General features: G+C 63.2%; 11 protein-coding genes. 9 read left to right on the forward strand and 2 right to left on the reverse strand.

Features of this window, described 5'->3' with window-relative positions; all coding sequences use genetic code 11:
• Positions 1 to 3: 3 nt before the first annotated feature.
• A complete protein-coding gene (locus AC6I9R_RS09560) occupies positions 4 to 2,445 on the forward strand; it encodes an ATP-dependent helicase (RefSeq protein WP_461425341.1) in 2,442 nt (813 codons plus the stop codon).
• Positions 2,446 to 2,508: 63 nt separating this feature from the next.
• Positions 2,509 to 3,063, forward strand: a complete 555-nt coding sequence (locus AC6I9R_RS09565; RefSeq protein ID WP_497863098.1) for a hypothetical protein — start codon at positions 2,509 to 2,511, stop codon at positions 3,061 to 3,063.
• Here the strand turns inward: AC6I9R_RS09565 and AC6I9R_RS09570 are convergent.
• A complete protein-coding gene (locus AC6I9R_RS09570) occupies positions 3,060 to 3,662 on the reverse strand; it encodes a LysE family translocator (protein ID WP_461425343.1) in 603 nt (200 codons plus the stop codon). The genes AC6I9R_RS09565 and AC6I9R_RS09570 overlap by 4 nt on opposite strands.
• A 72-nt stretch (positions 3,663 to 3,734) precedes the next feature.
• Here AC6I9R_RS09570 and AC6I9R_RS09575 point away from each other — a divergent pair, with 72 nt between their 5' ends.
• Positions 3,735 to 4,187: an Lrp/AsnC family transcriptional regulator gene (locus AC6I9R_RS09575; protein WP_461425344.1), complete on the forward strand. Its 453-nt coding sequence runs from the start codon at positions 3,735 to 3,737 to the stop codon at positions 4,185 to 4,187.
• Between the two features lie 432 nt (positions 4,188 to 4,619).
• Here the strand turns inward: AC6I9R_RS09575 and AC6I9R_RS09580 are convergent, their stop codons facing one another.
• Positions 4,620 to 4,997 (reverse strand): DUF1127 domain-containing protein, encoded by a 378-nt coding sequence (locus AC6I9R_RS09580; protein WP_461425345.1) that lies wholly within the window; start codon positions 4,995 to 4,997, stop codon positions 4,620 to 4,622.
• A 35-nt stretch (positions 4,998 to 5,032) separates the two neighbouring features.
• Here AC6I9R_RS09580 and AC6I9R_RS09585 point away from each other — a divergent pair, with 35 nt between their 5' ends.
• From AC6I9R_RS09585 to AC6I9R_RS09610, 6 genes are all read left to right on the forward strand, one after another.
• Positions 5,033 to 6,235 carry an MFS transporter gene (locus tag AC6I9R_RS09585; RefSeq protein ID WP_461425346.1) on the forward strand — a complete coding sequence of 401 codons (1,203 nt, stop codon included), beginning with the start codon at positions 5,033 to 5,035 and terminating at the stop codon, positions 6,233 to 6,235.
• Between the two features lie 32 nt (positions 6,236 to 6,267).
• A complete protein-coding gene (locus tag AC6I9R_RS09590; RefSeq protein ID WP_461425347.1) occupies positions 6,268 to 7,356 on the forward strand; it encodes an Mrp/NBP35 family ATP-binding protein in 1,089 nt (362 codons plus the stop codon).
• 625 nt (positions 7,357 to 7,981) lie between these two features.
• Positions 7,982 to 8,509, forward strand: coding sequence for a division/cell wall cluster transcriptional repressor MraZ (locus AC6I9R_RS09595; protein ID WP_497863099.1), 528 nt, complete (start codon positions 7,982 to 7,984; stop codon positions 8,507 to 8,509).
• A 14-nt stretch (positions 8,510 to 8,523) separates the two neighbouring features.
• Entirely contained in the window at positions 8,524 to 9,504 is a 981-nt protein-coding gene (gene rsmH, locus AC6I9R_RS09600) for a 16S rRNA (cytosine(1402)-N(4))-methyltransferase RsmH (RefSeq protein ID WP_461425348.1), read from the forward strand.
• Between the two features lie 2 nt (positions 9,505 to 9,506).
• Entirely contained in the window at positions 9,507 to 9,866 is a 360-nt protein-coding gene (ftsL, locus tag AC6I9R_RS09605; protein WP_461425349.1) for a cell division protein FtsL, read from the forward strand.
• Positions 9,863 to 11,644 (forward strand): peptidoglycan D,D-transpeptidase FtsI family protein, encoded by a 1,782-nt coding sequence (locus tag AC6I9R_RS09610; RefSeq protein WP_497863100.1) that lies wholly within the window; start codon positions 9,863 to 9,865, stop codon positions 11,642 to 11,644. The genes ftsL and AC6I9R_RS09610 overlap by 4 nt, the downstream gene beginning before the upstream one ends.
• Positions 11,645 to 11,655 lie beyond the last annotated feature (11 nt).

Here is an 11,655-nt window from a genome sequence, read left to right on the forward strand (position 1 = left end):
TCCATGACCCAATTCGACGATTCCGATGCCTTCGAGGCCGCCGCCACCTCTTCGCTCGCCGCCCGCGCCATGGCCGCGCGGCCGCAGCCCTATATGGACGGCCTCAACCCGGCGCAGGTCGCGGCCGTTAACCAACTCGAAGGCCCGGTTCTGATGCTGGCGGGCGCGGGCACCGGCAAAACCCGCGCGCTGACGGCCCGCATTGCCCATTTGATGGCCACAGGCACCGCCCGCCCGAATGAGATCCTGGCCGTCACCTTCACCAACAAGGCCGCGCGCGAGATGAAAACGCGGGTCGGCACGCTTCTGGGGCAGCCCGCGGAAGGGATGCCCTGGCTGGGCACGTTCCACGCGATTTGTGTGAAATTGCTGCGTCGCCATGCGGAACTGGCGGGATTGAAGAGCAATTTTACTATCCTCGACACCGATGATCAGACCCGTCTGATGAAGCAGCTGATCATCGCGGAGGGCATCGACGACAAGCGGTGGCCGGCCCGCGCGTTGGGCTCGATCATCGACGGTTGGAAGAACCGCGCGCTGACGCCTTCCAGCGTGCCAAGTGTCGATCACGGCGCGTTCAACCACCAGGGCGTGAAGCTTTACGCCCAATATCAGGCGCGCCTGAAAGAGCTGAACGCCTGCGATTTCGGCGATCTCCTGCTTCATGTCATCCAGATTTTCCGGGACAACGAGGACCTTCTGGGGCAGTACCAGCGTTGGTTCCGCTACATTCTGGTGGACGAATACCAGGACACCAACGTCGCCCAATACCTCTGGCTGCGGCTGCTGGCGGCGAGCCATAAAAACATTTGTTGCGTGGGCGATGACGACCAGTCGATTTACGGCTGGCGCGGCGCGGAAGTGGGCAACATCCTGCGGTTCGAGAAAGATTTCGAGGGCGCCCATGTGGTGCGGCTGGAGCAGAACTACCGCTCTACCGGGCATATCCTGGCCGCCGCCTCCGGGGTGATATCGGGCAACAAGGGACGGCTTGGAAAGACGCTTTGGACCGAGGGGGAGGACGGCGAGAAGGTGCGTCTGATCGGCCATTGGGACGGCGATGAAGAGGCGCGCTGGATCGGGGAAGAGATCGAGGCGATGGGCAAGGGCACCCGGGGCATGGCGCCCATCGGTCCCAACAAGATCGCCATTCTGGTGCGCGCGTCCCACCAGATGCGCGCGTTTGAGGATCGGTTCCTGACCATTGGCCTGCCTTACCGCGTCATCGGGGGCCCCCGGTTCTATGAGCGTATGGAGATCCGCGATGCGATGGCCTATTTCCGCGTCGTCGTCTCGCCCGATGATGATCTGGCGTTCGAGCGGATCGTCAACACCCCCAAACGCGGGTTGGGCGACAAGGCGCAGCAGACGATCCAGCGCATGGCGCGCTCCAATGGTGTGAGCCTGCTGGAGGGCGCGCGGCTGTGTGTGGAGACGCAAGCATTCGGCGGTAAGGGCCTGCGCGAGTTGCGCAATTTGGTTGAAGGCCTGGCCCGGTGGCGGTCGCAGCTTGGCGCGCCGCGCGCCGTGGGGCCTGCGGATGATCTGATAGAAGAAGAGAACGCGCCGAAGGGTGTGTCCCACGTGGAATTGGCCGAAATCATCCTGGACGAATCCGGCTACACCGCGCATTGGCAGAACGACAAGACGCCCGAGGGGCCAGGGCGGTTGGAGAACCTTAAGGAGCTGGTCAAGGCCTTGGAGAACTTCGAGAATTTGCAAGGGTTCCTGGAGCATGTCTCGCTGATCATGGACAACGAGCAGGACGACCAAGAGCCGAAAGTGACCCTGATGACACTGCATGCCGCCAAAGGTCTCGAGTTTCCGGCGGTGTTTTTGCCCGGCTGGGAAGACGGGCTTTTCCCGTCGCAGCGCTCGATGGATGAGAGCGGGCAGAGCGGCTTGGAAGAGGAGCGGCGGCTGGCCTATGTGGGCATCACGCGGGCCGAAGAGGTCTGCACGATCTCATTTGCCGGCAACCGGCGGGTTTACGGGCAGTGGCAATCCCAGATGCCCTCGCGCTTCATCGACGAATTGCCCGAGGATCATGTCGAAGTGCTGACGCCGCCGGGCCTTTACGGGCACCAGGGTGGCATGGGCGGGCGCGCCAGCCCGGTCGAGCGGGAGATGGCAGGCTCCAACCTGCATGAAAAAGCGGCCAGCGCCGATGTCTATAACTCGCCGGGCTGGCGACGGTTGCAGGCGCGCCAAGGCCAATACGGCACGCGCCAACCGTCCGAGGCGAAAGCGATGACCATTGACGCCGAGGCGATCAGCGCATTCTCCGTCGGTGACCGCGTGTTTCATCAGAAATTCGGCTACGGGGTCGTCAATTCCGTTGAGGGCGACAAGCTGGGGATCGCGTTTGACAAGGCGGGCAACAAGCATGTCGTGGGCCGGTTCCTGGTTGCGGCGGGCCAGGAGGGCGGCGACGTGCCGTTTTGAGGCACCCTCGACCCGGTGCCCCTAGGGAACTAGGTTAACGCCATGACCCCAGCGGAGAATTTCATGTTGCGCCCTTTGACTGCCCTGGCCGTGCTGCCGCTTCTCGCCGTCCCAGTGGCCGCGCAAGACTTCCTGACCCGCGCAGAGGTCGAGGCGCATATGGAGGCCTCGGCGTTTTGCTACTACCCTGACGCGCGGTCCTCCTGCGCCTGGGCGGAGCTTTATGTAGAGTTGAACGCGGATCACACCGTGCTGATCACCGCCTCGGCGACCTGGGATTTCCCGATGGAAATCGCCGAATACCGGATCGATTGGCGCGGCGATGCGCTGTGCATTCCCTATGAGGATCAGGGCCTGCGCGCGATGTGGCAGGCGGAGGGCTATCGCTTTCCCTTTGACCTGGAAGGGCTTACGCCGCTGCCGGACGCGGACATCCCGGCGCGGATCGAAGAGCTGCGCGAGACCGCGCCGCGCGAGTTTTGTTTTCAGTACACCGATGACCCGGAAACGCCGGGTCAGCTGCAACAACATGTGTTCCGCGATGGCGCTTGGGATGAGGAACTCGACCCGATCGCCCTGATCCCCCGCTTCGCCAGCGGCGTGGCGGTGCGGCCCTAATCTGAGGGCAGAATCATCGGGTAGAGCGACAGGACCAGCAGCGCGGCCATGGTCCAGTTGAACGCCTTCAGGCGCCCCGGCCCGTCCAGCCAGCGTCGCACCTGCGTGCCGCCCCAGACCCAGGTCGCCACCGAGGGCAGGTTGACGAGCGAGAAGATCGCCGCCACGGACACGGCGCCAAGCCACCCCGCGCCCTCGGGCGCGTAGGAGGTTTGGGCATAGATCGACATGTAGATCGCCTTGGGGTTCACCCATTGAAAGCCCGCCGCCTGCAGGAACGTCAGCGGTTTGCTGCCCTCACGGGCATCGGCGGGCGGGGCGGCATTGGCGACTTTCCAGGCCAGCCACAGAAGGTAGCCGACCGAGACCACGGTTAACGCGGTGCGCAGCCAGGGGATCAGATCGAAGATCTGCACAAGACCCAGACCCAGGATCAGCGTCATTGCCCCGTGACCGAGGCTGACGCCCAACATATGCGGCACCGTGCGCCGCAGCCCGAAGTTCACGCCCGAGGCCATGAGCATGATGTTATTGGGCCCCGGCGTGATGGAGGAGGCGAAGGCGAACAGCGCAAGGCCGGTAAGAAGCTCGTAGGTCATTGCGCAACGATAGGAGTGTTCTGCCCGAATGAAATTGTGAACTTGATGGATTGGGGGTAGATTGCGCAACAAATGGCGAAGATTGATGAAAAAGACCGTCAGATATTGCGTGAGCTGACGCGCGATGGCCGGATCTCGAACCTGGATCTGGCGGAAAGGGTGGCGCTGTCACCCTCAGCGACGCTCAGGCGCGTGCAGGCTTTGGAGGCGGGCGGCGTGCTGAAAGGCTACCGCGCCGTGCTGGATCCCACCGCCATGGGGGTCGGATTTATTGCTTATATTACAGTGGGGTTAGGCCTGCACACCAAGGCCTCGCAAGAGGCGTTTGAACGCGCCGTGGCGCAGGCGTCGGAGGTGGTGGAGTGCCACAACATCACCGGCACGGTGGAGTATCTGCTGCGCGTGGAAGTGGCGGATCTGGTGGCGTACAAACGCTTCCACACCGACGTTCTGGGCGCGCTGCCGCAGGTGGCGACGATCACCACGTTTGTCGTCATGGGCTCGCCCAAGGACACGCGGGCCTAGTCGTTTGGGCCTAGCCATTCGGGCCCAGTCATTTGCCATAAAAAAAGGCGGTGATGACGTTCTTGGGAGGAAGACATCATCACCGCCGATATCTGGCCCGCCCGATGGGAGGAAAGGGCAAGACCGTCGTGTGGCGCCGGTCCGATGGGAGGAAAGGACCTTGGCCGTATCTGTCAGACCGATCCGATGGGAGGAAAGGCGCGGTCTGTCGTTTGGAGCCACTCCAAAGGGAGGAGGAGGAGCAGCCCCGCTGATCGCGGCCTCGATGGGAGGAAGGAGGCCGGATATCTGGCCCAGAAGCTGGACCGTTATGGAGAGGCGGGCGCCCCCAAGGGAGGGTCGGGTGCGGCCCGCTGTCCCGGATGCCCCGTGGGAGGACGGGGCCCGGTATGTCGTTTGCCGTCTTAGACGGCTTTGCCGGGGTCCGCTGTCTTAGACAGCTTTTCCGTATGCTGCTTCCATGGCGATGCGCTTGATCATGGAGGGGTTGATCCCCAGATCGGCCATTTCGCGCATGGAAAGGTCCTGCAGCTCGGCCAGGGTGTTGCGGTACACGCGCCAGTTGCTGTAGGCCTGCATTGCATTTGCGCGCACGTCGGCCAAACGTTGGCCAAGGGGCGCGGTGTAGGTGCGGTTGCCTGTGAGATAGGCCATTGTCATCCTCGATTTCATCTCATGGGTGGCGCGGAGGTTTTCGACCGTCCTGCGCCGCGTTCCGTTGGTTTTTTCCGTTCTGTCCCGATTGAAGATAAGCGAATGCTGCAACTGCACAATGGACGATACGGAATTGCTGCTATGCAGCGAACGCATGACACATTTTCGTTACATTCCCTATGGTTAACCGCATGTTGATCGCCGGAGGCGCCTTCGCGGACCGTCAATTCAAGCTGTTTTTCGGGGGCGTCTTCTTTGCGGTGCAAGCGCTTTGGATCCAGCGGGTCACCCTGGCATGGCTGGCGTGGGAGCGGACGGGGCAGGCCTCGACCGTGGGGCTTGTGGCCGCGCTCAGCCTTCTGCCGACGCTGTTTCTGGGGCCGTTCTTCGGGGTGATGACCGACCGGGTCGACATCCGCCGCGCGGCCTTCGTGACGAATGGGTTAATGGCGTTAATCATTGCGGTGCTGGCGCTGGTGGCCAGTGACGTTGGCGCGGTGGGGCTGGCGCTGGCGGCGTTGAGCATCGGTTTGATCTCGGCCGCGCACCACCCGATCCGCATGTCCTTGGGCCCCAGGTTGGTGGCCGCCGATTTGGTGCAGCACGTGGTGGCGGTGACGGCGCTGAACTTCAACATCGCGCGCCTGGTCGCGCCGGTCTTCGCGGGCTGGGTCATTGCCGTGGCGGGTGGTGCCACGGCCCTGTGGCTGGCGGCGCTGTGCTATATCCCGATGCTTCTGGTCCTGCCCGCACTGCATCCGCGCCTGCTGCCCCCACGTCCTGCCGCCCCGTTTCTGAGCGATCTGGTGGAGGGGTTGCGCTATGCCGCCAACACGCCGCTGATCCGGCAGGCCTTGCTGATTACCCTGGTCTTCGCGTCGACCGCGCGCGGCACGCTGGAAGTCCTGCCGGTGATTGCCGACGGGGGCTTCGGGCGCGGGGCCGCGGGCCTTGGATATCTGACGGCCGCGGCAGGCGCGGGCGCCTTGTTTTCGGCATTACTCAAATTCGTGGGCGTGGCGGCGGTGGGCGCGCGGATCCCGCGTGCGGTGTGGGTCGCGAGTTTTGCGGGGCAGGGGGCGGTGATGGCCATGGGGCTGGCGCCGTCCTGGCCATTGGTCCTGCTGGCGGCAGGGTTAACGGGGTTAACCTCGACCTGGTGCGGGGTCAGTTTGCAGTCGGCGATCCAATCGGGCCTGCCCGACAGCTACAGGGGCCGGGTGATGAGCCTTTGGGTCGTTGTGGGCTTTGGCACGGTGGCGGTGGGAGCCATCGGCATCGGCGCGCTGGCGGATGGTGTGGGCATCGGCCCGGCGCTTGCCATCGCCGGGGCGTTGGGCACGCTTGGCATGGCCATTGTGGGGGTGCGCGTCCGGGCAAATCATCCTATGTGAGGGGAAACGCTGCAATAGTAAGGACGCGCTAGATGGCCCAGACCCGCGAAACGATCCTCGACGCTCTTTCCAAGATCGGCCTGCCCGATGGCGGAGATCTGGTCAGCCGCGACATGATCCGCGCCTTGATGGTGCAGGACGGCAAGGTCAGCTTCATCATCGAGGCCCCGTCGCCCGAGATTGCGCAACAGATGGGCGGGTTGCGGGAAGGCGTGCAGGAGTTCATCGGCAAGATGGAGGGCGTGACCTCGGTTTCCGTGGCGCTGACGGCGCATTCCGACAAGCCCTCTGCCCCCGCCGCGCCGAAAGGCCCGCCGCCGACGCTGTCGGTGGGCGGGCATATGAAACCGCAGGAAGGGCCGATGCGGCCCAAGGGCGTGGCGCGGATTATCGGGATCGGCTCGGGCAAGGGTGGCGTGGGAAAGTCGACGGTGTCGACGAACCTGGCGGTGGCGTTGGCGCGTCAGGGCAGGCGGGTCGGCCTGCTGGACGCGGATATCTACGGGCCGAGCGTGCCGCGGATGATGGGGGTCAACAAGCGGCCCGCCTCGCCCGATGGCAAGACGATCATTCCGTTGCAGGGCCACGGGGTCACGCTGATGTCGATTGGTTTCATGTTGCCCGCCGAAAAGGCCGTGGTGTGGCGGGGGCCGATGCTGATGGGCGCGTTGCAACAAATGTTGACCCAGGTGGAATGGGGTGAGCTGGACGTTCTGCTCGTCGACTTGCCGCCGGGCACTGGTGATGTCGCAATGACCCTGTGTCAGAAGTCCGAGGTGTCGGGCGCGATCGTGGTGTCCACGCCGCAGGACGTGGCGCTGCTGGACGCGCGCAAGGCGCTCAATATGTTCGAGACGCTGAAGACGCCGGTTCTGGGGTTGATCGAGAATATGGCCTCGTTCTGCTGCCCCAAATGCGGGCACGAGTCCCATATTTTCGGGGAAGGGGGCGTGCGGGCAGAAGCGGAAAAGCTTGGTCTGCCGTTCCTGGGGGCGCTGCCGATTGACCTGGACACGCGGGTTGCGGGCGATGCTGGCAGCCCGATTGCCGTGGGGGATAGTCCCATGGCCGAGGCCTACGCGAGCCTCGCGCGGCGCTTCATTGACGGCGGCATGGCCTGAAATGGGCCTGGGGCGGGGGTGATTTCTCCCCCACCGCGTCGCATCCGAGTGCGATTCGAATCAGTAAAATAGGAACAAAACGGGATCACGGTGCCGTGATCGCCCGGGGGTTGGTAGATTTTGGGAAAAATCTGCCACCGTCCCCCACTTTCTTCCCCTACCTCTGAAATCCCCCACATATCGTGATTAACGGGGTTAACCCTACTAGATGGGTGCGGTCAGGCCGCCCCAAGGGCACAAGATGCTGCGTTCAGAGGGGGTGAAAATCAACAGATTGGGGCTTTGTCCCAAAAAAAGGTGTTGATTGGGAGAGTTTCCCATGGGACAAGAATTCATCGACAACGAGACAAGACAAAGGATCACAAAGATCCGAACCAAAAACAAAAATAGGCAGGTTCATACAGGCATCTCATTCGTCGAAACAAAGAGATCCGGCGCGTAGACGAGCAGACATCCCCCCCAGGTAGTCGGCGCAGTCGGACACCCCAGAAATGGGACGAGGGCGGCGGATTGAGGAGTGGCAGCTTCCTCAATCCGCCGTTTCCATTTCAGGGCCCCTGCGCAGAGCGGCGGGAATGACTGGAGTGAACTAAGGCCACTTTGTGGCTAATTTGAGGCAGAATACGTGGATACGAGGTTTCAGGGCACCAATGTGTGCAAGGTTGATGGGAAGGGCCGGGTTTCGCTCCCGGCTAAATTCCGTCGTGCCTTGCAGGCGGAAGATGCCTCCTGCGGCCCCGGTGACGCGCCGCGCCTCTATGTCGCCTACGGCAACCCCATGAACGATTTTGTCGAGTGTCTGTCGGGCAATGCCTACGATGACCTCGACCAGCGAATCCAATCCATGCCCGAGGGCGAGGAAGAGCGCGAAGTTCTTGAGATCCTTTACTATTCCCTGTGCGACGAAGTGCAGGTCGACGACACCGGCCGCTTCGTCCTGCCCGGCTCGGCCCGAGAAAAGCTGGACCTGAGCGGCGAGGCCGTCTTCCAGGGCAAGGGCACGAAATTCCACATCCTCAAGCCCGCCGATAGCGAGGCGTCCAAGGACAAGCTGGCCGCGATGCTGGCGAAACTGTCGGAGGGCAAGGAGTTCTTCAACCCCGTGTCGCTTGCCAACACGCCCAAATCCACCTCGGTGACAGATGATGCTTAATAGTGAGGGGCCGAATGACCGCCGCAGCCGATCAGCCCCATATCCCCGTTCTGTTGACCGCAATCCTGCGCGAAGTGGCACCGATTTCTGGCGTTTGGCTGGACGGAACCTTCGGCGCTGGTGGATACGCCCGTGGCTTGCTTGAGGGCGGAGCGGATACGGTGATTGGCGTGGACCGCGATCCCCTGGCCTTCGAGATGGCCGCAGATTGGGCCGTGTCCTTTGGTGACAAATTACGTCTGGAAGAGGGGACGTTTTCCGATCTGGACACCTTGGCCGGGGAGCCGTTGGACGGCGTGACGCTGGATCTTGGTGTCTCCTCCATGCAGCTGGATATCGCGGAGCGGGGCTTTTCGTTCATGCGCGACGGGCCGCTGGACATGCGGATGGGCCAGAGCGGTTTGTCTGCTGAAGATCTGGTTAACGACGCGCCCGAAAAGCTTTTGGCGGACATCCTGTTTCTGTATGGGGAAGAGCGTGCCTCGCGCCGGATCGCGAAGGCGATCGTCGCTGAGCGGTTAAAGTATCGCATTAGCTCCACCCTGCAACTTGCTGGTATCATTGAGAAGTGTCTGCCGCGCAAGAAGCCGGGGCAGAGCCATCCCGCGACACGCTCGTTTCAGGCCATCCGTATTGCGGTGAATGATGAGTTTGGTCAATTGGCCCACGGATTGATGGCGGCAGAGCGTGCCTTGAAGCCCGGTGGCAAGCTGGCGGTGGTGACGTTTCACTCCAGCGAAGACCGGATCGTGAAGAAGTTTATGGCGGAACGCGCCAGTACCGGGGGCGGCGGCTCGCGCTATGAGCCGGAAGCCGAGGCCAAGGTACCGGGCTTCACGCTGACGCCGCGCAAGGCGATTGCGCCGGACGCGGACGAGGTCGCACGCAACACGCGCGCGAGGTCCGCCAAACTGCGCATCGCCACGCGCACCGACGCGCCCGCCCAGGGCGTGGATCTGAAAGCACTCGGGTTGCCACAGTTGGAGGGGCTTTAACCATGCGCTTCACCACGTTGATCGCTGCTATTCTGGTCGTTGGTCTGGGCTACTGGGCCTATCACCAGACGATCCAGACCCAGATGGCCGACCGTGAGGTTAACCGCTTGCAACAACAGATCGCCCATGAACGCGAGCGCCTGGGCGTGTTGCGCGCGGAATGGGCGTACCTCAACCGTCCGGACCGCCTGCGCGAGTTGGCGGATTTCAACTTTGAACGTCTGGGTCTTTTGCCGCTGGCCCCGAGCCAATTTGGTGACGTGGCGCAGATCCCGTTCCCGTCGCCGATTGATGACGCGGAAGCGTTCATCCTGGAGAATTCCTCCAACCCGCTTTGGGACGGAGAAGTGGAGCCGCTATGAGCCTGCGCATTCCGTTAAGACCGTTAACCCGTATCCTCGACGCGCGCGCACGGGGCGAAAACCCTGATAACGTTGAGAAAGAGAACCTGCGCCTGCGCCATGAGGGGCTGCGCGACAAGATGCGGGTGCGCGCGGACTCGCGGCTTTTGCTGGTGGCGCTGTGCTTTGTTTTGGCCTTTGGCGCGGTGGGCACGCGGATGGCGGCGTTGGCGACATCGGCCCCGACCGAGCCGCGCATCGTCAGCCAGGGGCCGACGATCCTGAACACGCGCGCAGATATCACGGACCGCCACGGGCGCATTCTGGCGACGAATTTCGCCACCAACGCGCTCTATGCGCATCCCCATGATCTGATCTATCCACGTGCCGCCGCCGAGGGACTTGCGGCGATTTTCCCCGAGATGGATGCCGACGAATTGCACCGCCGCTTCACCGGCGGCTCTCGGTTCCTGTGGCTGCGGCGCTACATTTCGCCCGAGCAGGAGCAGTTGGTTCATGACCTGGGCGAGCCGGGTCTGTTGTTCGGCCCGCGCGAGATGCGGCTTTATCCCAACGGCTCGATTGCGGCGCACATTCTGGGCGGCGCGAGCTTCGGCGAAGAGGCGGTGAACGCGGCGGAAGTGATCGGCATTGCGGGGGTCGAGGCGCGCTTTGACGAGGATTTGCGCGACCCGTCGCGGGTCGATCCGCTGATGTTGTCGCTGGACCTCACGATCCAGGCCGCGGTGGAGGAAGTGCTGGCGGGGTCGATGACGTTGATGGGCGCGCGGGGCGCGGCGGCGGTTTTGATGGACGTGCATACGGGCGAGGTCATCTCGATGGCGAGCTTGCCGGATTTCGACCCCAACGCGCGGCCCCGTCCGTTGCTGGAAGGGGACCAGGCCGATAGCCCACTGTTTAACCGCGCGGTGCAGGGCGTTTATGAATTGGGAAGTGTTTTCAAGACCTTCACGATCGCCCAGGCGCTGGAGCTGAACCTTTATTCGCCCTTCGACATGATCGACACCACGGGTCCGCTGCGCATGGCGGGCTTTTCAATTCGCGACTTCCGCAGCTATGGCCCGGCCCAAAGCGTGGAGGATGTGTTGGTGCATTCCTCGAACATCGGCACGGCGCGGATGGCGCAGACGATTGGCGGCCAGCGGCAGCGTGAGTTCCTGGATCAACTGGGCCTTCTGGAGCCCACGCCGGTGGAATTGGTCGAGGCCGGATCGGCCCGCCCGCTGCTGCCACCGCGCTGGGGTGAGTTGGCGACGATGACGATTTCTTACGGCCACGGCGTGTCGACCTCGCCGCTGCATCTGGCGGCGGCCTATTCGACGATTGTGAACGGGGGCACGACGATTGAGCCGACGCTGATCCGCCGCGAGACGCCGCAAAACGGACCGCGTGTGATTTCGGAAGGGACCAGTCAGATCGTCAATGCGATGCTGCGTTCGGTCGTGACCGATGGCACCGCCAGCTTCGGCGAGGTCGAGGGGTATCATGTGGGCGGCAAGACCGGCACCGCCGATCTGCCGCGGCCCCAAGGCGGCTATTATGATGACCGCAACCTGAACACCTTCGCCAGCGCCTTCCCGATGACTGATCCGCAATATGTGCTGATCGTGACGCTGCAAGAGGCGTCCGATCCGTCGGGCGATCAGCCCCGCCGCACGGCGGGCTGGACGGCGGTGCCGTTTGCCGCCGAGATCATCCGCCGCACCGCGCCGCTTCTGGGCCTGCGACCGGACGTTGAACATCCCCTCGGTTTGCAGCTATCCAACTCCTCAAATTGAGGGGGCGGGAT

It is taken from the genome of Gymnodinialimonas sp., assembly GCF_059726805.1.

Excerpts from the sequence above, each read along its gene's own strand:
- AC6I9R_RS09580 (WP_461425345.1), bottom strand. The coding sequence starts at position 4,997 with ATGCGTTCGCTGCATAGCAGCAATTCCGTATCGTCCATTGTGCAGTTG.
- rsmH (WP_461425348.1), top strand. The coding sequence starts at position 8,524 with ATGACCGCCGCAGCCGATCAGCCCCATATCCCCGTTCTGTTGACCGCA.
- AC6I9R_RS09585 (WP_461425346.1), top strand. The coding sequence starts at position 5,033 with ATGTTGATCGCCGGAGGCGCCTTCGCGGACCGTCAATTCAAGCTGTTT.
- ftsL (WP_461425349.1), top strand. The coding sequence starts at position 9,507 with ATGCGCTTCACCACGTTGATCGCTGCTATTCTGGTCGTTGGTCTGGGC.
- AC6I9R_RS09575 (WP_461425344.1), top strand. The coding sequence starts at position 3,735 with ATGGCGAAGATTGATGAAAAAGACCGTCAGATATTGCGTGAGCTGACG.
- AC6I9R_RS09560 (WP_461425341.1), top strand. The coding sequence starts at position 4 with ATGACCCAATTCGACGATTCCGATGCCTTCGAGGCCGCCGCCACCTCT.
- AC6I9R_RS09590 (WP_461425347.1), top strand. The coding sequence starts at position 6,268 with ATGGCCCAGACCCGCGAAACGATCCTCGACGCTCTTTCCAAGATCGGC.
- AC6I9R_RS09570 (WP_461425343.1), bottom strand. The coding sequence starts at position 3,662 with ATGACCTACGAGCTTCTTACCGGCCTTGCGCTGTTCGCCTTCGCCTCC.
- AC6I9R_RS09610 (WP_497863100.1), top strand. The coding sequence starts at position 9,863 with ATGAGCCTGCGCATTCCGTTAAGACCGTTAACCCGTATCCTCGACGCG.
- AC6I9R_RS09565 (WP_497863098.1), top strand. The coding sequence starts at position 2,509 with ATGTTGCGCCCTTTGACTGCCCTGGCCGTGCTGCCGCTTCTCGCCGTC.